The 24,482-nt window shown below is 65.1% G+C and carries 21 protein-coding genes; 9 read left to right on the top strand and 12 right to left on the bottom strand.

The features are described 5' to 3' along the window. Window positions 1-20 precede the first annotated feature (20 nt). The gene (locus R4P47_RS11550) at window positions 21-953 is read right to left on the bottom strand and encodes an NAD-dependent epimerase/dehydratase family protein (protein ID WP_149408155.1); all 933 of its coding nucleotides are present in this window, start codon (window positions 951-953) and stop codon (window positions 21-23) included. A 118-nt stretch (window positions 954-1,071) separates the two neighbouring features. Between R4P47_RS11550 and R4P47_RS11545 the strand changes: the two genes are divergently transcribed. After that, window positions 1,072-1,761 carry a TetR/AcrR family transcriptional regulator gene (locus tag R4P47_RS11545; protein ID WP_149408154.1) on the top strand — a complete coding sequence of 230 codons (690 nt, stop codon included), beginning with the start codon at window positions 1,072-1,074 and terminating at the stop codon, window positions 1,759-1,761. Window positions 1,762-1,849: 88 nt separating this feature from the next. Continuing rightward, window positions 1,850-2,467, top strand: coding sequence for a YqgE/AlgH family protein (locus R4P47_RS11540; protein WP_068047637.1), 618 nt, complete (start codon window positions 1,850-1,852; stop codon window positions 2,465-2,467). A gap of 69 nt (window positions 2,468-2,536) precedes the next feature. Here R4P47_RS11540 and R4P47_RS11535 read toward each other — a convergent pair whose 3' ends face one another. The 4 genes from R4P47_RS11535 to R4P47_RS11520 are packed head-to-tail and all read right to left on the bottom strand — an operon-like array spanning window position 2,537 to window position 6,335. Then, on the bottom strand, window positions 2,537-3,898 hold the full coding sequence (locus R4P47_RS11535; protein ID WP_269596176.1) for a glutamate decarboxylase: 1,362 nt from the start codon (window positions 3,896-3,898) through the stop codon (window positions 2,537-2,539). Window positions 3,899-3,934: 36 nt separating this feature from the next. Beyond that, window positions 3,935-4,936: a bile acid:sodium symporter family protein gene (locus R4P47_RS11530; protein WP_149408152.1), complete on the bottom strand. Its 1,002-nt coding sequence runs from the start codon at window positions 4,934-4,936 to the stop codon at window positions 3,935-3,937. Window positions 4,937-4,945: 9 nt separating this feature from the next. Beyond that, window positions 4,946-5,926: a DUF1648 domain-containing protein gene (locus R4P47_RS11525; RefSeq protein WP_149408151.1), complete on the bottom strand. Its 981-nt coding sequence runs from the start codon at window positions 5,924-5,926 to the stop codon at window positions 4,946-4,948. A 4-nt stretch (window positions 5,927-5,930) separates the two neighbouring features. Beyond that, window positions 5,931-6,335, bottom strand: a complete 405-nt coding sequence (locus tag R4P47_RS11520; protein WP_094611645.1) for an SdpI family protein — start codon at window positions 6,333-6,335, stop codon at window positions 5,931-5,933. Between the two features lie 68 nt (window positions 6,336-6,403). On the opposite strand from R4P47_RS11520, the gene leuS reads away from it, so the two are divergent. Both leuS and R4P47_RS11510 read left to right on the top strand, forming a co-directional pair. Beyond that, window positions 6,404-9,226, top strand: coding sequence for a leucine--tRNA ligase (leuS, locus tag R4P47_RS11515; RefSeq protein WP_317784795.1), 2,823 nt, complete (start codon window positions 6,404-6,406; stop codon window positions 9,224-9,226). Between the two features lie 80 nt (window positions 9,227-9,306). Next, window positions 9,307-10,581 (top strand): lipase family protein, encoded by a 1,275-nt coding sequence (locus R4P47_RS11510; protein ID WP_317784794.1) that lies wholly within the window; start codon window positions 9,307-9,309, stop codon window positions 10,579-10,581. Between the two features lie 19 nt (window positions 10,582-10,600). Here R4P47_RS11510 and R4P47_RS11505 read toward each other — a convergent pair whose 3' ends face one another. Together R4P47_RS11505 and R4P47_RS11500 are read right to left on the bottom strand one after the other, a co-directional pair. Further along, window positions 10,601-11,026, bottom strand: a complete 426-nt coding sequence (locus R4P47_RS11505; RefSeq protein ID WP_317784793.1) for a pyridoxamine 5'-phosphate oxidase family protein — start codon at window positions 11,024-11,026, stop codon at window positions 10,601-10,603. 66 nt (window positions 11,027-11,092) lie between these two features. Next, on the bottom strand, window positions 11,093-12,280 hold the full coding sequence (locus R4P47_RS11500; RefSeq protein ID WP_317784792.1) for a TetR/AcrR family transcriptional regulator: 1,188 nt from the start codon (window positions 12,278-12,280) through the stop codon (window positions 11,093-11,095). Between the two features lie 285 nt (window positions 12,281-12,565). On the opposite strand from R4P47_RS11500, the gene R4P47_RS11495 reads away from it, so the two are divergent. Then, the gene (locus tag R4P47_RS11495; protein WP_094638547.1) at window positions 12,566-12,940 is read left to right on the top strand and encodes a LuxR C-terminal-related transcriptional regulator; all 375 of its coding nucleotides are present in this window, start codon (window positions 12,566-12,568) and stop codon (window positions 12,938-12,940) included. A 173-nt stretch (window positions 12,941-13,113) separates the two neighbouring features. Here R4P47_RS11495 and R4P47_RS11490 read toward each other — a convergent pair whose 3' ends face one another. Together R4P47_RS11490 and R4P47_RS11485 are read right to left on the bottom strand one after the other, a co-directional pair. Further along, entirely contained in the window at window positions 13,114-13,785 is a 672-nt protein-coding gene (locus tag R4P47_RS11490) for an SDR family oxidoreductase (RefSeq protein WP_317549102.1), read from the bottom strand. Between the two features lie 13 nt (window positions 13,786-13,798). Further along, window positions 13,799-14,314, bottom strand: coding sequence for a DinB family protein (locus R4P47_RS11485; protein WP_317784791.1), 516 nt, complete (start codon window positions 14,312-14,314; stop codon window positions 13,799-13,801). A 106-nt stretch (window positions 14,315-14,420) separates the two neighbouring features. Here R4P47_RS11485 and ggh point away from each other — a divergent pair, with 106 nt between their 5' ends. Continuing rightward, on the top strand, window positions 14,421-15,758 hold the full coding sequence (gene ggh / locus R4P47_RS11480; RefSeq protein ID WP_094638385.1) for a glucosylglycerate hydrolase: 1,338 nt from the start codon (window positions 14,421-14,423) through the stop codon (window positions 15,756-15,758). Window positions 15,759-15,765: 7 nt separating this feature from the next. Here the strand turns inward: ggh and R4P47_RS11475 are convergent, their stop codons facing one another. Continuing rightward, window positions 15,766-16,452, bottom strand: coding sequence for a thioesterase domain-containing protein (locus tag R4P47_RS11475; protein ID WP_317784790.1), 687 nt, complete (start codon window positions 16,450-16,452; stop codon window positions 15,766-15,768). A gap of 199 nt (window positions 16,453-16,651) precedes the next feature. Between R4P47_RS11475 and R4P47_RS11470 the strand changes: the two genes are divergently transcribed. Further along, complete coding sequence (locus tag R4P47_RS11470; RefSeq protein ID WP_411567325.1) at window positions 16,652-17,362, top strand: glycoside hydrolase family 25 protein; 711 nt, start codon at window positions 16,652-16,654, stop codon at window positions 17,360-17,362. Window positions 17,363-17,435: 73 nt separating this feature from the next. Here the strand turns inward: R4P47_RS11470 and R4P47_RS11465 are convergent, their stop codons facing one another. Then, window positions 17,436-19,493, bottom strand: a complete 2,058-nt coding sequence (locus tag R4P47_RS11465; RefSeq protein ID WP_317784789.1) for a PhoX family phosphatase — start codon at window positions 19,491-19,493, stop codon at window positions 17,436-17,438. Window positions 19,494-19,565: 72 nt separating this feature from the next. Further along, the gene (locus R4P47_RS11460) at window positions 19,566-20,678 is read right to left on the bottom strand and encodes a beta-mannosidase (RefSeq protein WP_317784788.1); all 1,113 of its coding nucleotides are present in this window, start codon (window positions 20,676-20,678) and stop codon (window positions 19,566-19,568) included. Between the two features lie 444 nt (window positions 20,679-21,122). Here R4P47_RS11460 and R4P47_RS11455 point away from each other — a divergent pair, with 444 nt between their 5' ends. Beyond that, window positions 21,123-22,949, top strand: a complete 1,827-nt coding sequence (locus tag R4P47_RS11455) for a hypothetical protein (protein WP_317784787.1) — start codon at window positions 21,123-21,125, stop codon at window positions 22,947-22,949. Window positions 22,950-22,959: 10 nt separating this feature from the next. After that, the gene (locus R4P47_RS11450; RefSeq protein WP_317784786.1) at window positions 22,960-24,480 is read left to right on the top strand and encodes a hypothetical protein; all 1,521 of its coding nucleotides are present in this window, start codon (window positions 22,960-22,962) and stop codon (window positions 24,478-24,480) included. Window positions 24,481-24,482: the final 2 nt, after the last annotated feature.

The following is a 24,482-nucleotide window of genomic DNA, read 5'->3' as shown; positions in this document are numbered from 1 at the left end:
GGGACTTTAGCCCCCGCCCGTCATACGGAGACGGCGGGCGTCGAGGCTGTCCACCACGCCATCGTTGCGGCCGTGCCGTCGGCGAGTGGAGTGGGCTGTAGCCCGAGGATCGCCTCGCTGCGGCTCGAGTCGAGAAGGTAGGGGTAGCGGAACTGGTAGAGGGTGTCGCCGAGCTCCTTCATCGGACCGGGTACCGCGCTCAGCAGTCGCAGTGCCCAGGCCGGAATGGCACCGACCTTCGGAGTCGGCAGATCTGCAGCAGCCGAGAACATCTCGATCATCGTGCGCTGCGAGACCGCGGGCGCGGTGGGCGCATGCAGGACGGTGTTCCACATCGACGGTGAGGCCGCGGCCGTGATCATCGCAGCTGCCAGATCGGGGACGTAGGTGAACGAGTGAGGAAGGTCGGCGGAGGCGAGGACGCGGACCGGCTTTCCGGCGAGAATCGGCGAGATCACCCGCTCACCCATGTGCGAGGTGATCACCCGAGGCCCGTAGAAATCCGAGGCGGCGACGCTGACGGTGGGGGTCGCGTGAGCGTCGCGCGCGGCGAGTAGCTGCGTGCGCACACCCAGCTTGCGGAACGTCGCATCCCGGGGTGAGTCCTCGCGTATCGGTCCGTCGGCTCGGCCGTAGGCGTACAGACTTTCGGGAAACGCGACAACGGTGCCCGCGGCCGCGTCGAGCACGCGGTTCTCTATGGCGACGAGCTTGTTCCGCCACACCGTGTTCTCGTAGGCGACGTGGGTGCAGTGGTAGACGGCGGTGGCTCCGTCGAGGTGTCGACGGAGATCGTCGGATTCGATGTCGACTGCGCGGCGTTCGATCATCGGGTGCTCGGGCCCGCTGCCGGATCGGGTCAGGACCCGCACCGAATGACCCTGTGCTGCAAGCTGTTCGGCAACTGTCCAGCCGACGGGCCCGGCTCCGGTGACGACGTGAAGTTCGGTCATGATCGCTCCATTCGAGGAAAACGAGAGCGGTGCTCTCTGTTGCGAAGAGTGTGCACCCGCGGCGACGATAAAGCAAGAGCACTGCTCTCTGAAAAGAGCAGCAGTTACAGTGGCAGCCATGGTGAGCACTCCCCGCACCCGAGCCCGCGCCCAGACCCTGGCCGATATCACGCGCATCGGCCGCGAACACCTGGCCGCCGACGGTGCCGCGGCTCTGTCGTTGCGCGCTGTCGCGCGGGACCTCGGTGTCGTCTCCTCGGCCGTCTACCGCTACGTCGCCAGTCGCGATGAGTTGCTGACCCTGCTCGTCGTCGACGGATACACCGAGCTCGGGGACACCGTCGACGCAGCGGTCGACGCGGCCGACGGGCCCAAGGAGAAGTTCCTGGCTCTCGGTCGGACGGTTCGCCAGTGGGGATTGCGGGAGCCGGCGCGGTATGCGTTGCTGTTCGGCAGCCCCGTGCCCGGCTATCACGCCCCCGCGGAGCAGACCACCGGGCCGGGCACCAGGGTGATCACCACCCTGGTGGCCGTCCTGAACTCGGCGTGGCAGACACGTCGACCGGACGTCGAGACCGACCCGCCCGAGCTGGCGTCACTGCACGGCAGCTTCGAGGACATCCGTGCGCAGATGGAGATGGACCTGCCCGACGGGCTGATCGCACTGGGCGTCATGGTGTGGGCGTCGCTGTTCGGGGCCATCAGCTTCGATGTGTTCGATCAGTACGGTGCCACGACGTTCTCCAGCAGGGACGCGTTGTTCGAGTACCAGTTGGGATTGTTGACGAAGGTCGCCGGGCTCGAGTAGGTAACAAGGGCGGGAGTGGAGCCTGCGGAACGACCCATGAGGACTGGCCGTATCGCTTGCGCCACATCCGGCGGTGGGCGGTGCCACAATGACTAGCGTGGCAGCGCATGCGGAGGAACCCGAGGACCAGACGGCATCGGCCTTGCGCGATGTCCGTCCCGGCAGTCTGTTGGTGTCGTCCATCGAACTCGTCGAGCCCACGTTTCGGCGCACCGTCATCTACATCATCGAACACAACGATGCGGGCAGCCTCGGTGTCGTGATCAACCGTCCCAGCGAGACGGCGGTGCAGAACGTGCTGCCCAATTGGTCCGAGCTGGCAGCCAAACCGCAGGCGCTGTACGTCGGTGGCCCGGTCAAGCGCGATTCGGCCCTGTGCCTGGCGACGCTGCGGACCGGTGTGTCGATCGACGGTGTTCCCGGTCTGCGCCGCGTCGACGGCCGAGTGGTGATGGTCGATCTCGATTCCGATCCTGCCGATATCGCCCCACTCGTCGAGGGCGTGCGCATCTTCGCCGGATACTCGGGCTGGACGTTCGGGCAACTCGAAGGCGAACTCGACCGCGACGACTGGATCGTGTTGTCGGCCTTGGCATCCGACGTGATCGGTCCGCCGCGGATCGACCTGTGGGCACACGTACTTCGTAGGCAGCCGATGCCGTTGGCGCTGCTGGCATCTCATCCGATCGACGTCGACCGCAACTAGAGCGGCTGCGCCGCACGTGAGCGAAACCTCGTAGCAGGGGTCGAGTTTCCGCTCACATGCGCGCAGCGCTCAGTGAGCGAAAGCCTGCGCCGTCGAGTGTCCACCTGACTTCAGGCCGGCGAGCACCTCGTCGATGGCGATGCACAGCATTCGGCCCAGGTCCGCGCTGAAACCCTCTCGCACTACGACTCTGAGCACGGCGACGTCGGTTGCGTTGTCGGGCATCGTGTATGCCGGCACCTGCCAGCCGCGGGCGCGTAGTTCGTGGGAGACGTCGAAGACGGTGAACTCGCAGTGATCCTTCAGCATGAACGACAGGACCGGGATGGCCGATCCGTCGGTGATGACCTCGATGTCGGGGTGTTTCGCGAGGTGTCGGCTGACGCGAACTGCGGTGTCGCGCAGCGCTTTCATGATGTCGGTGTAACCGGATCTGCCGAGGCGTAGGAAGTTGTAGTACTGCCCGATCACCTGGTTGCCCGGCCGGGAGAAGTTCAGCGTGAAGGTGGGCATGTCGCCGCCGAGGTAGTTGACGCGGAACACGAGGTCCTCGGGCAGGTCTTCCTTGGTTCGCCAGACGGCGAATCCGATTCCCGGATAGGTCAGTCCGTACTTGTGGCCGCTGGCGTTGATGGACTTGACCCGAGGCAATCGGAAATCCCACACGAGCTCCGGGTACAGGAACGGTACGACGAATCCGCCACTGGCTGCGTCGACATGGACCGGTACGTCGGGTCCGCCGCCGCCCGCGATCTCGTCCAGTGCAGCGCAGATCTCCTGTACCGGTTCGAGTTCTCCGGTGAACGTGGTGCCGAGGATCGCGACGACACCGATGGTGTTCTCGTCCACTGCATCTCGAACCTGTTCCGGGGTGATGACGTAGCGTCCGCGCTCGACGGGCAGGTACTTGGGCTCCACGTCGAAGTAGCGGCAGAACTTCTCCCACACCACCTGAACATTGCTGCCGAGCACCAGGTTCGGAGTGCCGGTACCTGCTCCCCTCGTTCGCCAGCGCCATTTGAGTGCCAAGCCGGCCAACATGACGGCCTCACTGGAGCCGATGGTCGAGACCCCGGTGGCCGACGACGGGTCCTCCCGGTCGAGTCCAGGGGCGTGGAACAGGTCCGCGACGATGTTGACGCAGCGTTCCTCGATGGCGGCGGTGGACGGGTACTCGTCCTTGTCGATCATGTTCTTGTCGAACGTCTCGGCCATGAGCTTCTCGGCCTGGGGATCCATCCAGGTGGTGACGAACGTCGCCAGATTGAGGCGTGAGCTGCCGTCGAGCATCAGTTCGTCGTGGATGAAGCGGTAGGCGGCGTCGGGATCGAGCTGTTCCTCGGGAAGCCGCAGTGCGGGTACAGGATTGGTGGCGAGGCGGCCGGTGTAGGCCGCAGAGACGATACCGTCGGCATGGATTTTCCTGGTCATCGTCTTCTCCCGTGATCGGCTCGAGTGACACCCAATCTAGTCCGCGACGCTGCCCACCGGGCTCTGTTCCGATTCCGGTCGTCGCGCGAGATGCTGGGCGATCACGGTGCACACCATCAGCTGAATCTGGTGGAAGATCAACAGCGGCAGCACGATCAGTCCGACGGGTTGGCCGACGAACAGCACTGCGGCCATCGGCAGCCCGCTGGCCAGGCTCTTCTTGGATCCGCAGAACAGCAGCACCACCCGATCCTCGAAAGCGAAGCCCAGCCACTTGCCTCCGTACCAGGTGATCGCCAGCACCACCGCGAGCAGCGCAGCGCACACTGCGACGACGATGCCGATGCGCCACACCGGCACCGAGGACCACACGTTCTGGTTCATGGATTCGCTGAACGCGGCGAACACGACCAGCAGGATCGAACCACGGTCGACGAGTTTCGTCGGCGCGCTGTGCCGGGTGAGCCAGCCCGTCACCCAGGGCCGGATCAACTGACCGACGGCGAACGGAAGCAGCAGTTGCAGGGCGATATCGAGTACCGAGCTGGGGTCGATGGTAACGGAACCGGTCGTGGTCATCAGGGCGATCACGAGCAGTGGGGTGACGAACACTCCGATGATGTTGGAGAACGAGGCGCTCACCACGGCACCGGCGACGTTACCGCGGGCGATGGAGGTGAAGGCGATCGAGGACTGCACGGTCGACGGGACCAGGCAGAGGAACAGCATTCCGGTGTAGAGGTCGTCGCTGATCACGCCGGGGACGAGAATCCGCAGGGCCAGCCCGAGTGCCGGGAACAGCAGATACGTGCACGCCAGGATCACCGAGTGCAGCCGCCAGTGCTTGACGCCGTTCCAGGCGTCGCGCGGCGAGAGTCGAGCGCCGTAGATGAGGAACAGCAGAGCAATGGCGATGCGCGTCACCCAGCCCAGGACGTCCTCCGCTGTGCCGGTGGCAGGGAACAGGCTTGCCAGCGCTGCGACCGCGAAGATGCCCAACAGGAAGGGATCCAGCACGGTATCCCGCAACAACTTCACTTGGCTAACTCAATCCACCGTGGCGTTGCGAGTGCGGGCGGTCAGGGTGGTGAGCGTGCCCGCGATCTTCTCGGCGTGCACGGATCCGATGGTGAGCCGATCGCCATTGGCGAAGGTGACGAAGGCCGCGGGACCGGCGTCGGTGGCGACGGCGTAGTTCCCGCGTCCCTTGGCCCGAAGTCCCCAACCACCGAACTCCTTCGACGGATCGACCGCCCGCACCGAGGCGCCGGTGATCTCGTCGATGTCGTAGTCGAATGCCGCCATGCCCAGGCTCGAGACGAAGAGGCCGTCGCTGTCGATGTGCACCGTGAAGCGCAGCAGGGACAGAATCAGAATCGTCAGTGGGGCGAACAGGAAGATCGGCCACAGTGAGCCGGACAGCCAGCACGTCAGAGCGGCTCCGGCCAGAGAGACTGCCACGACGGTGATGCCGGCGACCCGGCTGGCTCCGACGCGGACCACCAGCGGCAACTCCGGGCTGCAGCGCGGAAGATCTACGTGCGGCGGTGATGTGGCGTCGACGCGTTCGCGGTAGTCACGCAGCCTGGACGCACCGAACAACCCGGCCGCGAATCCGACGACGGTCCCCACCGCGATCGCCCAGCCGGGGATGGTCACGCTCCGTTCGGACGCCATGTCCAACTCTCGGACGAGGGTCGCGATCTGCAGAACACCGATCGTTCCGACGACGGTCAGCCCGATGATCAGCATGGTTCGACGCATGATCAGCAGCACCCGAGTCAACGACGCAACCGCACTGCACCCGCCGCCCACCAGCACGATCACGATCGCGAGGGTCCAGGCGTTGGAGAGTGGATTGGAGAAGTCGTCCGGTTCGGTTCCGCTGAAGTGAGTGGCGACCTGTTCGGGCAGACGGCCTTGCCACAGGTACGCCAGGACGAGTCCGAGTGCGGCAACGACCAGGGGGACGGCAACGCCGAACACGACCCCGGCCGGGTCGAACGTGCGTAGTGCCTTCGCCTTCATCCGCTCAGCTCGGCTGGCAGGCGTCCTTGAGGCTGCACGAGATGCACGAGCTTCCGCATCCGTCCGCCTCGGCGGGTGGCGGAACGGCCGCTGCTGCGCGGGCCCCGATGGATCCGCCGGCTGCGGCGATGAACAGCGCGGCCACGAGGGCAACGACGACGCCGACGACGGCGGCGATACCGCTCAGTGCGAGGGCGGCCACCGCGCCGATGGCCAGTACCAGCGCCGATGCGGCTGTCGTGGGTCCGGCGACGCGATTGGCGAGGGTGAACGTCTCGTCGTCACGCATGGCCTCGGCGGTGCGGACACCGGCGAAGCGGTTGCGTGGGAGCCGACCCAGCAGCGACAGGGCAGCGACAGCGCCGACGACGAGCGCGAGCACGAACAACACAACCGAGACGATGACCACCTGGCCAGGATACGGCGCAGCGAGGTCCTGGTACCAGGCGGGCCGCATCACACTTTAGGCTGGTAGGTGTGACCGATTCCGTTGAAGCACCCACCGAGTCCGCCCCCGAGTACCGCTACACAGCCGAACTCGCCGGGCACATCGAGGAGCAGTGGCAGGACCTGTGGGAGACACAGGGCACTTTCGACGCTCCCAACCCGGTCGGAACCCTCGCCGGAGACGTCCCGAAGGACAAGCTGTTCGTCCAGGACATGTTCCCGTATCCGTCGGGCAGTGGCCTGCACGTCGGTCACCCCCTCGGCTACATCGCCACCGACGTCTTCGCGCGGTATCACCGCATGCAGGGCCGCAACGTGCTGCATGCGCTGGGCTACGACGCGTTCGGTCTGCCGGCCGAGCAGTACGCCGTGCAGACGGGCACGCACCCGCGCAGCACCACCGAGAACAACATCACCAACATGCGACGCCAGTTGCGTCGGCTGGGCCTCGGGCACGATCGCCGACGGTCCCTCGCGACGACGGACGTCGACTTCTACCACTGGACACAGTGGATCTTCCTGCAGATCTTCAACTCGTGGTTCGACGCGGACCTCGGTAAAGCCAGGCCCATCTCGGAACTGGAGGCGGCGTTCGCCTCGGGTGAGCGCACGTTGGACGACGGCCGCTCCTGGGAATCGCTGACCGTCGGTGAGCGCCGCGAGGTGATCGACGGCTTCCGTCTGGTGTACGAGTCCAACTCGATGGTCAACTGGTGCCCCGGTCTGGGTACGGTGCTCGCCAACGAGGAGGTCACCGCCGACGGACGCAGCGATCGCGGCAACTTCCCGGTGTTCCGAAAGAACCTGCGGCAGTGGATGATGCGAATCACCGCGTACTCCGACCGTCTTGTCGACGATCTCGAGTACCTGGATTGGCCGGAGAAGGTCAAGACCATGCAGCGCAACTGGATCGGGCGATCCCGCGGTGCGCAGGTCTCGTTCTCGAACATCGAGGTGTTCACCACTCGCCCGGACACGCTGTTCGGTGCCACCTACGTGGTGCTCGCCCCCGAACACGAACTGGTCGACGGGTTGGTTGCACCCGAGTGGCCTTCCGACGTATCCGAGAAGTGGACCGGCGGAGCCGCAACTCCCGCGGAAGCCGTTGCGGCATACCGTGCTTCGATTGCCGCAAAGTCCGATCTGGAGCGGCAGGAGAACAAGGAGAAGACCGGCGTCTTCATCGGTGCCTACGTGAGCAACCCGGTCAACGGTGAGCAGGTTCCGGTGTTCATCGCCGACTACGTGCTGACGGGCTACGGTACCGGCGCGATCATGGCCGTTCCCGGACACGATGCCCGCGACTGGGAGTTCGCGACGGCATTCGGTCTGCCGGTGCGCGAGGTCATTTCGGGCGGAGACGTCACCGAGGCCGCGTACGTCGGCGACGGCGGCCTGGTGAACTCCGACTTCCTCGACGGTCTGCCGGTGGACGAGGCCAAAGCCGCCGTCATCGCGCGGTTGGAGGCAGACGGCACCGGCCGCGGCACCATCCAGTACAAGCTGCGCGACTGGCTGTTCGCTCGCCAGCGCTACTGGGGCGAGCCGTTCCCGATCGTCTGGGACGCCGAGGGCAACCCGCACGGATTGCCGGATTCTGCTCTGCCGGTGGAACTTCCGGAGGTCGAGAACTACGCACCGGTCTCCTTCGATCCGGACGACGCCGGCTCCGAGCCGTCCCCGCCGCTGGCCAAGGCGTCGGACTGGGTCCAGGTCGAACTCGATCTGGGCGACGGGCTGCAGACCTACACCCGCGACACCAACGTCATGCCGCAGTGGGCCGGTAGTTCCTGGTACCAGCTGCGCTACATCGACCCCACCAACTCCGAGGCCTTCGCGGACCCGGAGAACGAAAAGTACTGGGTCGGACCGCGTCCGGAGATCCACGGACCCAACGATCCCGGCGGAGTCGATCTCTACGTCGGTGGCGTCGAGCATGCGGTGCTGCACCTGCTGTACTCGCGCTTCTGGCACAAGGTGTTGTTCGATCTCGGCCATGTCAGCTCGAGCGAACCGTACCGTCGCCTCTACAACCAGGGCTACATTCAGGCCTTCGCCTACACCGATGCCCGAGGCGTCTACGTACCCGCGGCCGAGGTCGTCGAGCGCGACGGCGGCTACTTCCATCAGGACCAGCCCGTCAACCGTGAATACGGCAAAATGGGTAAGTCCCTGAAGAACTCGGTCTCCCCCGACGAGATCTTCGCCGAGTACGGTGCCGACACCCTGCGTTTCTACGAGATGTCGATGGGTCCGCTGGACACGTCGCGGCCGTGGGCGACCAAGGACGTCGTCGGCGCACAGCGGTTCCTGCAGCGGGTGTGGCGACTGGTGCTCGACGAGGTGACCGGCGAGGTCCGCGTCACCGACGACAAGCCCACCGAGGACACACTGCGCGTGCTCAATCGTGTGATCGACGGTGTGCACGCGGATTACGCTGCGCTGCGCGACAATACGGCCGGTGCCAAGCTCATCGAGCTGACCAACCACATCACCAAGGCCTATCCCGACGGTGCTCCGCGTGGGGTCGTCGAGCCGCTGATCCTGATGCTGGCTCCGCTGGCTCCGCACCTGTCCGAGGAACTGTGGAGCAAGCTCGGCCACGAGAAGTCGCTGGCACACGGTCCCTTCCCGCGTGTGGAGAAGAAGTGGCTCGTCGCCGATACCGTCGATTACCCCATCCAGGTGAACGGCAAGGTGCGCAGCCGCATCACCGTCCCGGCCGATGCGACCAAGGACGACGTCGAGAAGACTGCACTGGCCGACGAGAAGATCGTCGCCCTGCTCGACGGCAAGGCCCCGACCAAGATCATCGTGATCCCGGGTCGAATGGTGAACATCGTCCTGAAGTAGGCCCCGCCGAGCTCGAAGTTATGGATGAAAATCTGGCGATTTCCGTCCATAACTTCGAGGTCGGGGCTTTAATTTGTTGCATGTCACAGGTCGGTAAAGGATTCGTGGTGAGGCTGGTGGCCTCCGTCGTCCTGGTTCTCGGGTCCGTTACACTCGTGAGTGTCCCTGTTGCACAGGCAGATCCGGGGCCCGGCTCACCGATTCCGGCCGACGATCCGTTCTACGATTGGGACGGCGGCCTGGACGTCTCCCCGGGAACGGTGCTTCGGTCGAGGCCCATGACCTTCCGAACGCCGAACCAGCCGACGCCGGTCACCGGTAGCCAGGTTCTGTACAGAAGTACCGACCAGCAGGGCGACGCCGTCGTCACGGTCGCCACGGTGCTGAGGCCCCTGATCGCCGGCCCGACGCGAATCGTGTCGTACCACATGGCATACGACGCCCTCGGGTCCCAGTGCAATCCCTCGTACACCCTCAGCGGCGGGTCCACGAGTCCTATTGCCGGTGCGGAACAGGTGGTCATCGCCGGTTATCTCGCAGCCGGTTACACCGTCGTCGTGCCGGATTACGAGGGCGAGGAACTCGAGTGGACGATCGGACGGCAGTCGGGGTACGCAGCTCTGGTCGGCGTTCGCGCGGCACAGTCCTTTCTGCAGCTTCCGTCGAACACCCCCGTCGGCATGGTCGGATACTCCGGAGGCTCCGTGCCGACGCAGTGGGGTGCCGAGATTGCCCCCGAGTACGCACCCGAGCTGAACCTCGTCGGAGCGGCGGCCGGCGGGCTGCCGGTCGACCTGGCTCACAACCTGCCGTACGTCAGCGGAAGCAAGGAGTGGGCGGGCGTCATTCCGGCTCTGATCGTCGCCTACCAACGCGCCTACGGTCTCGACCTGGACGATTTCATCTCCGACTACGGTCGCCAGGTGATCGATCAGGTCGATCAGGAGTGCATCGCCCAGTTCGCCGACGACTACCCGACGCTCACCGACGCGTCGATGGTCAAGGCTCCGTACACCTCCATGCTCGACGTACCCGAGGTGGTGGCGGCGATCGACGACAACATCATGGGTAGCCAGGGCACTCCGCGGACGCCGATGTTCCTGGCTGTGGGGCAAGCCGATCCGATCGGCGATTCCGTCATGATCACCGCGGATGTACAGGGACTGGCGTACGAATACTGCGGCCGGGGCGTCGATGTGCAGTACGCGCAGTACGACGGCTTGTCGCACAGCGAAGCCTTTCCGGCTTTCGAGGCTCAGAGTCTGCAATTCCTGACCGAGCGGTTCGCCGGTGGGCCGACGCGCAGCAACTGCGGAACCATCCCGCCCGGAAACAGTCTGGCACCGACTCCGTAGTACCAACCCGGTTGGTCTGTCAGATCGCGCCCAGATCGGCCGACAGCCAATGCTCCGGTAGCAGGTAGAACACCACGTTCTCTTCGTGCTCACTGTCGGCCATCTCGAGGTAGCCGTCGACCTTCTCCGGCGGCAGATAGCGCGCTGCCATGGTGCGCAGTAACTCCGGTGTACTCGGTTCTTCCCGCGCAACGGATCCATCGACCGAGACGTACCTGATCCTCGGGTCCGACTGTTCGACCATCAGCGTGAATCGACCTGCAGCTCTGATCAATTGAGCCTTCTTCGACGTCTTCCCGGTGAGGACCCACGCCTGGGCGCCGGGGGTGTAGTCGTACCAGATGGGAACAGTCAACGGCCCACGATCAGGGCCTGCAGCGACGGACAGCGCGGCGATGTGGGGTTCGGCCAGAAATTCTTCGCGTTCTGCCTTCGACAGTGCCATGGAACAACCGTAGGACTTTCACAGCCGATGGACCAGACCTGAGACGAACCCTGGGGCCGGGTGACGTCAGGGCGTCCTGGTCGAGATGCCGGGCATGAGTAGTCGGAGAACGCCGTCGGCAACGTCGATTGCCGATTCGGTCGGCCGCGTCAAGCAGCGAAACAGGACGTTGTTGGTCAGCATGACTGCCGCCTCGATCGTCGGTGCCTCGTCGCTGAACACGCCGGTTTCGCGTCCGCGTTCGAGGATGGGGACGACGGCGGCAGGTAGGTACAGGTTCTCCATCACGGTCGTGATCGTGCTCGGCTGTTGGAACTGCTCGAAGCTGAGCGCCAGGAGCATCCCTGTGCTCATCGCGCGGTTGTCGATCACGAACTCGCCCACCGCAATCAACGTGCGCTGCAGTGCGATCGCGGGCTCGATGCCGAGGCGTTCGTCGGCTCGGCGCAGGCGTAGGACGCGATCGAACTCGGGTTTCAGTGCGGCGACGATGATGTCTACCTTGCTGGGAAACAGGCGTCGGAGATCCTCTACTCGGATCTTTGCTGCTGCGGCGATGTCGGCGAGCGTCACCAGGAAGTATCCGTTGTCGAGGAAGAGCGCTTCCGTGGCCGCGATGACGTCGGCCTCCAGGTCGGGGCGGAGGGAGGCTGCGCCGTCGAGCACGTCGACGGGGTCGGGTTCGGTCGAGTTCCGATCGGAATGCACTGGGTCGACGGCCCAACGCAGGATCGAGGTGACTGCCTCGGCTACCTCGCTCGTGGCAACGGAACCGGGCGTGAGCATCTCGCGAAGAGCGTAGCCGTCGAGAAGTGCGCCCAGGGCAGTGGACAGGGACGTCAACGTCAGTGGCCGACGCACGGACCCGCCCTGAGCTTGGATGGCCCGACCCACCATGGTGCGCAGGTCGGCATCGAGTCGCTCGAATTCGGGGGTGACGGCTTTGCGCGCCCCGTCGTGGTCGCTGGCGAGCAGGGTGGCGACCAGGCGCCGACGCATCAGGCCGGAGGTCAGGTCCTCGAACAGGGCGGACACCGGCGCGGCCGCGTCTCGCAGCCCGGCAGGCGGGTCGATGGGCGTCGTGCCGATGTAATTCACGGTGAGGTTGTCGAGAAGATCCGCCACGAACGCTTCTTTGCCGCCGGAACCTCCACTGCGAGAGTTGCCTGGGTAGGTGTTGTGGAACGTTTGATGCGACAGCCCGGCACCGTCGACCACCGCCGAGATGGACAGCGAGCGGGCGAGGTGGGTCATGTCCACGTCGTTCAGGAGCCGGTATCCGGCGTGGAGAAATTGTTCACGCGGGACGGGCCTAGGGTTCAACGTCAACCGCCTTCACTGGACTTCACAGCACCTGAATGGATCACGAACCATAGCAACCCAGTGACCGAGCTCGCAGTGTTTAGTTCTGACTACATGTCTGTGTAGTCGTAACACTCGAATCGATGTTGTTCTCGAATTGGTTTGTGTTGCAGGGGGGTTCGCGGTCCGTGGTCCGATACTCATCGGCCTCAAGGCCGGTATCTCGAGGAGGACCCGATGGTGTTGATCGATCGTCGACCCCAAGTCCAGACGCGCGTCGCAGTGCCCGGGACAGTGCGCAACCCCCTCGGCCCGAGGCCGCCCGTCACTCGTTCCACTCTTGCATCGGGGCGAGTCCAGGGCCGACGACCAGCGCCGACGTACGCGTCACCCGGACTGACCGAGCGTGAAGTTGCAGTCCTGAAAGTCTGGTTGGACTGCGACTCCAAAGTCGAAGTCGGTGCGCGCCTCCACATCGCCCTGGGAACCGTCAACACCCACCTGACACGAATTCGAGACAAATACTCCCGCGTCGGTCGGGCAGCGCCGACCAAGGCGGCACTCGTCGCCAGGGCCCTGCAAGACGGCATAGTGAAACTCGACGACCTCTGAGCGACGAAGGTCGGCGGGGTTGATTGCAGGCAACGTGCGTAGCCGAGGGGCCCACGCAAGTCGTCTGGCCAACGAACTACCAGACTCACGCCGAACCCTCTGTTGTGAGCGGAAACTTGACCCCCACTACGAGGCCGGAGTGGAGCCTGCGCAACGACCGAGGGGACTTTCGCTCACCTGGTGCGCAGCACCACTTCTGTGGGATGTGCGTCGGCAGGCGTATCGATGGCATTGCGTACCGCACGGGCAACGGTACTGGGCTGCAGGAACTTCGAGCCGTCGTACTCCCCACCCTCGTGCGCGACGATCTCCTGCTGCATCTCGGTGTCGATGCGTCCGGGATGCACCGATGTCACGCGTAGCGACGGTTCTTCCTGCCGCAGTGCGTCTCCGAAGGCCCGTAGCGCGAACTTGCTCGCCGCATAACCGCCCCAACCGGGGTTCGCGCGAATTCCGGCACCCGAATTGATCAGCACCACATGGCCGTTCGCCTTTCGCAGTGCAGGAAGAAGCAATCGCGTCAGCTCGACGACGGCGATGACGTTCACCTCGTACTGCCGACGCCAATCATCGGCCGTCGACTCCTCGACCGTCCCCAGCGCCGCGACTCCGGCGTTGTGCACCAACACATCCAGAGAATCGATGCCCGACGCAGCCGCCGCAACGGCGTCGGGATCGGTCAGTTCCACCGGCCACGGGGTAGCTCCTGCCAGTTCCGACGCGATCGGCTCGAGAGATTCGGCCGATCGTCCGCCGAGCAGTACGTGGTGATCCGGCGCGAGCAGTCGGGCGATATGGGCCCCGAGGCCACGGCTTGCTCCGGTCACCAACGCAGTACGAGTCATGAAAGCAGGTTACTCAAAAGCTCATACCGGCTTCGGCTGCCCAGGTCCGGGTGGTGTTCGCTCCGTCGAGTTCCTCACGAATGATGTCCGCGTGTCCCGCGTGCTGGGAGATCTCGCGCAGGATGTGCAGCACTGTGAATCGCGCACTCTGCCAGATGCGTTCGGGTGCCCAGGGTGCTGTCGGCACCGGGACCGACAGGTCGAGGTCCAACGTCTCGAGCGCAGCCGAGGTGGAGCGCGCAACCTCTTCCCATTCGGCGATCAACCCCGCAACGGTGTCGTTCTCGGCCACGACGTATTCGCCGCCGGCGGATTCCATGTCGAATTCCGCGTTCTCGTCCAGGTCGGCGATCACCTTCATCCAATGGCGCTCGTTGCTGATCACGTGATGCAGCAGCCCACCGAGGGTCAATTCGCTCGTGGTGGTGCGGGTGCGCGCCTGTTCCTCGGTGATTCCGCGGACGGTGATGTGAAAATTGGCGCGTTGTTCGTCGAGCATCTTCACGATGTCGGTGTTCTCGGTGGTCATTGTTCCTCCTGGTGGTTGGTGATGTTCACAGTAGGAGCGATCGAGGACAGGTTCGGTCCGCAATCTCAAACGAGCGGAATGTCGCCTGTGCACGCAAACTGTCTGCATGGGCGATCGAGGTTTCACTTCCACGCAGCTGGCAGCGCGCGCGGCATATCTGCTCAGGGGCAACGACCTGGGCACCATGACCAGTGCGGCTCCGCGGCTGTATCCGCACATGTGGAGCTGGGATGCGGCGTTCGTCTCCGTCGGACTGGCCCCGCTGAGCGTGGAGCGGGCCGTGGTGGAGATGGACACCTTGCTCTCCGCGCAGTGGAAGAACGGGATGATCCCGCACATCGTGTTCGCCAACGGTGTCGACGGCTACTTCCCCGGCCCGGCGCGGTGGGCCACCGGCACGCTCGCGTCGCACGCACCGATGAGCCCGCAGACCTCGGGCATCACCCAACCGCCGGTCCACGCGATCGCGGTGCAGCGCATCCTGGACCACTCCAAGCGCCACGGACGCACGACGCGTGCCGTCGCCGAGGAGTTTCTCGATCGCCGCTGGGGTGATCTGGTGCGGTGGCACCGCTGGCTCGCCCAGGCCCGCGATGTCGACGACAACGGAAGAATCGCGGTTTTCCACGGCTGGGAGTCGGGGATGGACAACTCGCCGCGGTGGGACTCGGCCTACGCGAATGTGGTTCCCGGAGAAATGGATCCATACTTCCGGGAGGACAAGGCGGTCATCAGCGACGCCTCCCAGCGGCCCAGCAATCTCGAGTACGACCGCTACATCTGGCTCGTGGAGGAGATGAAGCAGGTCGGGTACGACGACGACGCATTGAAGACGAAGATGAGCTTCGCCGTCGAGGATGTGTTCGTCAGCGCCATCTTCGCGGTGGCCTGCGATGTGCTCGCGACCATCGGCGAGGACCATTCGCGTCCGCACTCCGATGTTCGGGAGCTGCGGTCGTGGGCGGAGAAGTTCCGCAAGGGAGTGATTGCGACGACGGACGCGCGCTCCGGCGGGGCCCGTGACTTCGATCTGCGGACGGGCCAGTGGATCGGCACCGAGACCATCGCGATGTTCGCGCCGTTGCTGTGTGGCGGCCTGCCCCGCGAGCAGGAACGCAATCTGCTTCGGATCTTCGAGGGCACGAGATTCTGCGGGCACCCGGATCTGCGGTATGCCGTCCCGCCGTCGACGTCCCCGGTCTCCAAGGACTTCCGTGCCCGTGAGTACTGGCGCGGGCCGGTGTGGCCGGTGATGACGTGGCTGTTCTCGTGGGCATTCGCGCGTCGTGGGTGGTCCGAGCGGTCACTGTCGTTGCGCGACGAAGGCCTGCGCCAGGCCAGCGACGGCAGCTTCGCCGAATACTACGAGCCGTTCACCGGCAAGCCGCTCGGCAGCATGCAGCAATCGTGGACGGCCGCGGCCGTACTGGACTGGCTGGGGTAGCGCGAGATCAGCTGAGGTAGCTGTCGACCAACGGGCCGACGACGTCGAACGAGGTGGCGTCGGGCACGAGGTATTTGGCGACGGTGCCGCAGACGAAGGGATGCCACGCGGAACCGGAGTCGGTCCCCAGGGACGAGACGGCGAGGATGTCGCCGAAGTAGATGCCGGGCAGGTGGCGCTGAACGAGTTCGTCGTTGTGCGAGGCGACGGCGAGCAGCTCTTCGACATGGCTGCGATCGATCTCGTCACCCATGGCGGCGAGGAGATCGGCACCCTCGGCGCGGGCCCGGACAGGGTCGCTGTCGAGCAGCGTCAGTGCGCCGACCGTGACGCCCCGATTCTGCAGTTCGACGGCGATGGCGTGAGCGAGAACTCCACCGAACGACATGCCGAGGAGGTGGACGGCACCGTCGGTCTGAATGCGAACGATGTCGTCGGCGTACTGCGCCGCCAGTGCCGCGAGGGATTCGGCGCGCTCACCGGACGCGGGTACCTGGACGCCGTAGATGGGGCGGTCGTCGTCCACGTGAGCGGTCAGGCTCGCGTAGCAATCGACCAGACCCACCAAGGGGTGGATGCAGAACACGGGGTCGAGGTGTCCGGTGGTTCGGATCGGTGCGATTGTCGGCACCGCGTAGTCGGACGGGTCGAGCTCCGTGAGAGCCAGATGCGAGAGATCGTTCACGACAGTCATGGGTGCGCCTCCGAGCCAAGAGATGTAGTTCGTGTTTCCATTGGACTTGTTTGTTCGTGCCGACTCTGGGTATGTCGCCATCGGCAGCGTGAGTGTTACCCACGTCTCATCACCGACGACTCAATCACGTCTGTGGACAGAACGCATTAGTGACTGTTCACCATTGAGTGCCCAGGTCCGGGCCCCTAACCTCACCCGGGTGGTCTTCTCCCGCACGGTGCGTGCCCTGTTCGGATTGTTCTCGGTCGGCGTCATCGCCTGCGCTGCGCCCGGGATCGCGTCCGCTGTTCCGCAGGGTCCGGACGTCTCGTCGTGGCAGCACATCGACGGCACCGCGATCGACTGGCATGCCGTCAAGGCTGCGGGCCACGGCTTCGCGATGGTCAAGGCCACCGAGGGGCTGGATTACGTCAACCCGTACTTCGTCGAGGACTCGATCGTCATGCGCACGGCGAACGTGGCGCGCGGGGCGTACCACTACGCCGATGTGACGTTGTCACCCGAGCTGCAGGGCGCGTACTACTCGGCACTGGTGCTGGGCATCAACGGGCCAGGCGATCTGCCGCCGGTGCTCGACCTCGAAGATGCCAAGGGTAGGTCGCCGGCCGAGGTGATCGACTGGACGCACCGGTATCTCGATACCGTCCAGACGCTGACCGGACGTCAGCCGATCATCTACACGTATCCCAACTTCTGGCGGACGGCGATGGCCGACACCCACGAGTTCAACGGCTATCCGCTGTGGATCGCCGACTACGACGACGAGCTGGGGCCGCTGCCCGGCGGCTGGACCGACTGGTTGTTCTGGCAGTTCACCGACCGCGGCACGATTCCCGGAATCGACGGGCGTACCGATATCAACCACTATGCGGGCACATCGGAATCGTTGAGGACATTGGCTCGCTGGTAGTCGACCCCACCACGCCGTGATCGCCGCGAAGGTCCATGACCTCGCGGCGATCCGGCGCTGACGAATACCGCTACTACGCCGACTTCCACACGGCGACGACGGACGGCCGCGGCTGAGTGTCGCCGCCGTCGGGCCAATGCGAGATCGGTGCGTCGGCGGTGGCGTCGTCGCTTTCGCCCGGGTGCTGCACGCACACCACGACCCGCTCGTCGGAGACGATGGGACCGCAGGTCTCGCCGCCCGCGGGAACCGTCAGGAACTGGCGGGTCTCACCACGGCGTGGGCCGTCGAGCACCACGGCGAACAGGCCGTCGTTGGAGTCGAGAGCGTTGCCGTCGGTGGAGACCCACAGGTTGCCCTTCGAGTCGAACGCGAGGTTGTCGGGGCACGAGATGGGGCTGACCTGACTCTTGTCGAAGCCGCCGAAGTACGTGTCGGCCTCGTTCGGGTCACCGCACACCAGCAGAAGGTTCCAGGTGAACGACGTGCCCGCGTGGTCGTCCTCGAGCTCGAGCACCTGGCCGTTCTTGTTGGTGTTGCGGGGGTTGGCCTCGTCTGCCCCGGCCTTGCCCTCGGTGCCTCGGTTGGCGTTGTTCGTCAACGCGACGTAGACCTTGCCGGTCACCGGATTGGGTTCGAAGTCCTCCGGGCGGTCCATCTTGGTCGCGCCCACCTTGTCGCCGGCCAGACGGGTGAACACCGCGACCTCCTCGGCGGTCATGCCGTCGACGAGGGACTCGCCGCGGCCGTCCTCGTTCGTGCGCAGCAGCGGCACCCACGTTCCGGTGCCCTTGAATTCGCCGCTGGCGGGAAGGGCACCGGAGCCGTCGATCTCGTCCGGGGAGTCGCCGGTGAGCGTGGCGACGTACAGCGTGCCCGCGTCCAGCAGCGTCAGGTTGTTGCGCATCGCGGCTGCGCCGGTGCCGGGCATCATCTTGCGGCTCGAGACGAACTTGTACATGTAGTCGAAGCGCTCGTCGTCACCGCTGTAGGCGACGACGGTGCCGTCGTCGGTGACGTAGATGGTGGCGGCCTCGTGCTTGAAGCGTCCCAGCGCGGTGTGCTTGATCGGAGCCGACTGCGGATCCCACGGGTTCACCTCGACGATGTACCCGAATCGGTTGGGCTCGTTGGGCTCCTGGGCGATGTCGAAGCGCTTGTCGAAGGTCTCCCACTTGCGATCGCTGGCTGCACCCTCGATGCCGTAGCGGGCGAGCCGCTCGGCGGCGACGGTCTCGGTGACCGACTCCGCGTTGCCGAAGTACTGGTTGAAGTTCTCCTCGCCGGAGAGCACCGTGCCCCACGGCGTCAGGCCGCCGGCGCAGTTGTTGAACGTACCGAGCACTCGGGTGCCCGTCGGGTCGACGCTCGTCTTGAGGAAGTCGCTGCCCGCGGCGGGGCCGGTGACGACGAACTCCGTGGTGCCGGTGATACGGCGGTTGTAGCGGCCCATCGCAGGGGTGAGCTTGCCCGAGTTGCCCTCGCCCTGAACCTGAACCACCGTCAGCCCGTGCGCGGCGAGCGCAATGTCGAACTGCGCGCGCGTCGGCTTCTCCTCGTCGTAGCCCTTGAACATCGCCGGCTCGGTGGTGTACTCGTGATTGACCACCAGCAGGAATGCGTTGGGCGTGCCCTCCACCGGCAGCAGGCCGGCGAAGTCGTTGTTGAAGCCGAACTGCATGGCCTGCGCCGCACCGGTCTGGTTGTCGAAGTCGAACGCGGGAGCGTCGTCGAGCACCGGGTCGCCCCAGCGAATGACGACGGCCTGCTCGTGGCCCTCGGGTATCACGACTGCGTCCTCGGTGTTCGGTTCCACCGCAACGAAATCCACACCGTCGACGGGCGGGGTGTCGGCACCCGACGTGCTGGAGGTTCCGCTTCCGGTGGTGGCGGGCTCGTCGGTCGAGCACGCCGCGAGAGCGCTACCGGCACCCACGGCGAGCACCGCCATGGCACCGCCCTTGATCACACCGCGCCGCGACATGGCGGTCTTGACGATGTCGCCGAAGTACTCGCCCTTCGACGTGTTGGGAACCTCGTGGAAACACGCATCCCCACACTTGTACTTGCACGTCAATGATGAGCGCTTGGAGCTTCCGTCGTGAACCGCGAACAAGGGTAGTGGCTTCATGTCACGGCACGCTGTCACCCAAAAGCGAAAGTAAAGGAACGTTCAGGTGAAGTCGCGGACAACGAGGATGCCCTAACGTCCGATCGTCTGCCACAGTGGATCACCGGGTCCGATGTCATAGGTGCACTCGCCCGGCCGCGGGTCGGGTACGAAGGCCCACAGCAGAGCTCCGGCTGTGCCCGCGGCACGTTGGCCGTCGATCTTGGTGGCGATACTCGTTGCGCGAGAGCCGATATCGCCACAGGAACCGGCGAGTTGGCCGATCTCCCCGACCAGGAGGGGTTTGCCCACCGCAGCGCTCTGGGTGATCCGCCGCTGCAGCCCGTTCCACTGATCTCCGGGCAACGGCACACCGTCGAATCCGTAGTCGTGGTACTGCAGCACATCGACGAACGACGACTGGGCGAGGTACTCGTACTCGTCACCCTGGCTACCGCACTGTCCGCCGCCGGTGAGACCGGCGGTGATCAGGGTGCGGGGATCGACAGTGCGGAGCTGCTGCCCCGCGGTGTCGAAGAAGGAGCGCAGAACCTGGGCGGCGTCGGCGGTGCATGTCCGGGTGGTCCACGAGCACGCCGCGTCGGTGCACGAGCTGGTTTCCGGCTCACCGACCAACTCCCAGGCTGCCAGTGCGGGCGAATCCTTCCACCGGTTCACAGCAGTGAGCATCCACTGCTCGAAACTCGTCAGCGCATTCGCGTCGGGGACGGCAGGGGGCGTCGTCCATCCGTCGACGTACCACTGTCTGCCCTTGAAGGCGTTTCCTTCACAGGCCCCGTCCTGGGGCGAGAGAACCGGGACGACCAGTTGCCCGTGTGCCTCGGCCGCCGCGAAGACCGCGTCCATCGGGCGAAAGTCGAGTGCGCCGGTGAATCGGTTGATCGCCAGCGCCTGGAACGCGTTGAACCGCGTGAGGGAATGTGGAGGCAGGGCACCGAAGTAGCCGTTCAGGTCCACCATCGCTCCACAGCCTGCGTTGACCGACCAATCGGTCGCGAGCTGATAGGCATTGAATCCGGTCGGCCACCAAGGATTTCCGTCGAGTGCGAGACCGTCGGCGCTTGCCGTGACGCGGGCACCGGACTCGGGGGCTGCTGCCGCGTCGGGCACGCCGGTGCTCAGCGCGAGGGACAGCACTATTGCTGCGCCCACTGCGCACCGTGAAAACATCGAAACGATCCGCATCGGCGTAATGCTAGATGTCTGCTGCGCGAATTTCTAAAATTGTGAATTCGACGGCCCCTGGACGGAAATATCACCGTATTCGTACAATTCGACGAGCACCGTTGCGTCGGAATTCGATTCCACCGGGCCGAGCCGCTCATTGAGTCGAACTTTCGTGTCTCCCAGTATGTTTCTGGCCGCATTTCGATCCAGATGGGTAAATGTACGACTTTCCGATGTACCGAAGATCGGGAATACGCAGTACAGTTCGGGTTTCCGTTTCATTATGCGAAAGCTGGAAATCCCCCAATGCGAATCGCATACGTTGCATCGACGGCAGTTCTCGTCGCAACTACGTTTCTGCTTACGGCCCCGTTCGTATCGGCGCAACCGATCGATGGAGAGCAACAGGATTATGTGGATCGCTTCACCTTTGGCGAATTGGGACTGGGTCGGTCCACCACCGTGGACTCGACCGGACAGGCCACCAGACTGACCGTGCCGTCCCCTGCAGGCTCGGTGCCCTCGATGCTCGATGCAGTGTTGACGGTGCCTGCTTGGCTCGACCGGGGCTGGGTCGACGTCGAATCGGACGGTCGGCCGATCACCCGCATCACACTCGACAACGCCGCACCGACCACCGCGGTGTCGATTCCATTGGCTGCGGTGCCGACGGTCGACGGAGCAATCGCCCTCGATCTGATCCCGTCCCTCATTCCCGACGATCGATACTGCCCCGATCCTGCCTCCGATGCCGTCCGATTGATCGACGCGACCGTGGCCTACCAGGGGCAACCGGCGGTGCCCGGGACCATTGCGGACTTTCTGCCGGTAGTGCTGAGGACGCTGACGCTGTTCGTCCCATCGGACGCGGATCGCGAAACCATCACCGCCGCAACGATTGTGGCAACCTCGGTGATCCACCACTACGGGGCGCAGCCGGTCCGGGTCGCCGTGCGGCCGGACAGTGAGCTGGCAGGGGCGGCACCGGACGGACCGTTCGAGAGGTCGGTCGTATTGGCGAAGAACTCCGACGCCGGTGTGGAACTGATCTACCCCGTCGACCAGGCTCCACCACGGATGTACCTCACCGGTACCGGATCGGATCTGACCGATCAGGCCCGCCTCATCACCAGTGATCTCTCCGACATCGCAGTCTCCACGGCTGCTTCGGCAGGACCATCGTCGGCAACAGCGCAACTTCCGCCCGAATCGATCACGCTCGACGACCTCGGCATCGGCACGGTGACCGGTTCGGGCGGTGCCACGGCGACCGCGTCGATCACGATCGATCAGACCCGGCTCGGCCGATCTGCATCGAACCTGTCCGTGCACCTGATCGGCAGCTACACACCGGGCGCAGGATCGGTGCGGGCCACGGTGAACGGGTCACCGCTCGCAGTGTGGGAGGCCGACGACACCGGTCGGCTCGATCGTTGGATCGACGTTCCGAATTCGGCACTGTCCCGCGTCGAGACACTCGACATTTCCGTCGACCATCCGTCGACCACGGGTGGCGGTGGTTGTTCCGCGGCCGCCGATACGAGTGTGACCGTGGACGGTTCGACTCTGGTGCGGTCGTCGGATTCCACGACACCGGCCCCGCTGGGACTTCGCTCTATGCCGCAGGCGCTGATGCCGCAGTTCGAGATCGCGCTGGCCGACGAGTCCTACGCGGGAGTGGTCCGAGCGGTCACGATGGCAACCGGACTGCAGCGTCTGTCGAGTCTGCCCCTCCTCCCGGAGGTCGTGTCGATGGAGCAGGCGCTCGACGGTAGCGCCCCCGCGCTCGTGATCGCGCCTGCCTCGGAATTGCCGGACACGGTGACGCTGCCGCTGTCGTCGATCGACGAGACGACATTTCGGGTCGCCGACCCGGAGTCCGCCGGCGGTGCCGTCGAATTGACGGTCGACACCGACGAGCCCTTCGCGACGGTGCAGGTGACGTCGGTGCAGGACAACGCAGTTCTCGTCGGATCCTGGAACTCGGCTCCGGACCGATTCGACGCGATGCTGTCCTGGCTCGACGACGACCCGGCTCGGTGGTTCGCGCTCGACGGCGACATCGTGTTCGCCGCGCAGAACACCGAACCGATCTCACTGTCGGGCTCGGCACTGTCCGGTGCGGACGACACCGTAGCGGCGCCCGAAAACACAACCGACCGAACGACCGTGCTCGTCGTGGGAGTCGGTCTTGCGGTCCTTACAGTCGCAGGCGTGAGCGCACTCGTGCTCGCGCTCCGAGGACGGCGGTCGACGACCGAGCCGAGCCGGCACAGCGACTCGACATGAGCGACTCGACATGACAGTGGACATCGCCCCGAACACGGGCGCGGAGCCGGCCGCGCCGCCTCGGTGGCGAGCACGGCGTCCGCTCGATGTCCTGGTCGTGCGCTGGGTGGTTCTCCTCGCCTGTGTCGTTCTCGCGTTCCTTCCCACCTGGGTGCGGCTGGCGCAGGAGGCGTCCGACGGTGCCATCACCGCGTACATCTTCGTGTTGCCCCTGCTCGCTGTCGTTGCGGCGCAGGGGGTCGCGCGGCGTCGGGCCGACGAGTTGCCCATCCACGATCGTCAGACCGACAACATCGTCGGCGGTATCTGCCTGTTGGTGTCCATCGCGATCAAGGCGCTGTGGCTGCCGCGCTACGCCGACCAGTACGAGTTGGCACACCTGGATGTTCTTGCGGCGCTGTCGTTTTTCTTCGGCGGCGCGATACTGATGTTCGGACTGCGGCCGGTGGGTCGGTTCTGGTCCGTCTGGCTGTTGCTGCTCGCGTTGAGTCCGCTGGGATACCGATTGGTCGCCATCGGTTTGGGCGGAGGCCGTTTCGCCTACGCGACGGTGATGGTGCTCTTGGCGGGAATCGCCGGTGCCATCGCCGTCGGCCGAACCACACGGCGCGGGTGGCTCGGGTTCGTGTGCACCGTCTCGTCCGGATTGGCAGTTGCTGCACTGATGTTGGTGCTGTGGCCACAGATCGACATCGTGTGGCTGCAGCTCGTCCCGACCGTCGGCGCGGCAGCAGTCACCGGAAGCGCCTTCTATCTCGCTGCGCGTCGCGGCCGATTCGACGAGCGTCGGCCGCGCCGCCTCGCTGTCCCGACGGCGAAATGGTCGCCGACCTCGATCGTCGTCGCGATCGTGGCGGCCGTGGTTCTCGCTCTCGTTCCCCTACCTGACCGCACCCCCGTGGCGGCACCGGCGGGACCACCTGGTGCGGCATCGGTTCCCTTGGTTCCGCCGGTCGGTTTCAGCGAGCTCGATATCGAGCAATTCGATTGGGTCCGTGCGTTCTTCGGAACTCGAGCCACTCTGACTCGGCAGACGATGCGCGCCGACGAAGGCAATTCCGCCTGGGACCTGCGGTCGAGACCACGGACCGTGGTGGTCGACGTTCTGTCGACGACCAATCGGGCCAGTCTGGCCGTCTATCCGGAGAGCACCCTGTATCGCTTGACCAACACGCGCACGAGCCAACCCCTGACCGTCGATCTCGGACGCGGGGTGACGGGTGCGCTGTACACCTCGGTCAGCGACGCACTGCTGCTCACCTGGACCAAGCTCGTGTTCCAGTGGCAGCGAGGCGATGTGTTCCAACGTGTGACCGTCATCAGCGTCGACAACCACGACCTCGATGCCGCGTTCCCGCAGCCGATGCCGTCGATGGCATCGAATCTCAGTACGGCGATCGGCACCTTGCTTCGGGGCAACGCCATCTCCATCGACGACGATCCGGAGTACAAGGATCGTGAGCTGTTGACGACCTTCGGCACCGGACTCGTTCGCCAGCAGTGGGCCCTGGCGGACGGTGCGCCGCTGTGACC

Origin of the sequence: Rhodococcus sp. IEGM 1370, from assembly GCF_033142325.1 — a bacterium.
Taxonomy (GTDB): Bacteria; Actinomycetota; Actinomycetes; order Mycobacteriales; family Mycobacteriaceae; genus Rhodococcoides.
Note: the sequence above shows the minus strand (reverse complement) of the source record. Positions and strands in the feature narration are given on the sequence as shown.

Coding starts and splice junctions, on each gene's coding strand:
- R4P47_RS11540 (WP_068047637.1), top strand. CDS start 1,850: ATGACTAGCGTGGCAGCGCATGCGGAGGAACCCGAGGACCAGACGGCA.
- R4P47_RS11500 (WP_317784792.1), bottom strand. CDS start 12,280: ATGACCCACCTCGCCCGCTCGCTGTCCATCTCGGCGGTGGTCGACGGT.
- R4P47_RS11550 (WP_149408155.1), bottom strand. CDS start 953: ATGACCGAACTTCACGTCGTCACCGGAGCCGGGCCCGTCGGCTGGACA.
- R4P47_RS11545 (WP_149408154.1), top strand. CDS start 1,072: ATGGTGAGCACTCCCCGCACCCGAGCCCGCGCCCAGACCCTGGCCGAT.
- R4P47_RS11495 (WP_094638547.1), top strand. CDS start 12,566: ATGGTGTTGATCGATCGTCGACCCCAAGTCCAGACGCGCGTCGCAGTG.
- R4P47_RS11505 (WP_317784793.1), bottom strand. CDS start 11,026: ATGGCACTGTCGAAGGCAGAACGCGAAGAATTTCTGGCCGAACCCCAC.
- R4P47_RS11535 (WP_269596176.1), bottom strand. CDS start 3,898: ATGACCAGGAAAATCCATGCCGACGGTATCGTCTCTGCGGCCTACACC.
- R4P47_RS11485 (WP_317784791.1), bottom strand. CDS start 14,314: ATGACCACCGAGAACACCGACATCGTGAAGATGCTCGACGAACAACGC.
- R4P47_RS11510 (WP_317784794.1), top strand. CDS start 9,307: ATGTCACAGGTCGGTAAAGGATTCGTGGTGAGGCTGGTGGCCTCCGTC.
- R4P47_RS11450 (WP_317784786.1), top strand. CDS start 22,960: ATGACAGTGGACATCGCCCCGAACACGGGCGCGGAGCCGGCCGCGCCG.
- R4P47_RS11460 (WP_317784788.1), bottom strand. CDS start 20,678: ATGCGGATCGTTTCGATGTTTTCACGGTGCGCAGTGGGCGCAGCAATA.
- R4P47_RS11475 (WP_317784790.1), bottom strand. CDS start 16,452: ATGACTGTCGTGAACGATCTCTCGCATCTGGCTCTCACGGAGCTCGAC.
- R4P47_RS11490 (WP_317549102.1), bottom strand. CDS start 13,785: ATGACTCGTACTGCGTTGGTGACCGGAGCAAGCCGTGGCCTCGGGGCC.
- ggh (WP_094638385.1), top strand. CDS start 14,421: ATGGGCGATCGAGGTTTCACTTCCACGCAGCTGGCAGCGCGCGCGGCA.
- R4P47_RS11525 (WP_149408151.1), bottom strand. CDS start 5,926: ATGAAGGCGAAGGCACTACGCACGTTCGACCCGGCCGGGGTCGTGTTC.
- R4P47_RS11465 (WP_317784789.1), bottom strand. CDS start 19,493: ATGAAGCCACTACCCTTGTTCGCGGTTCACGACGGAAGCTCCAAGCGC.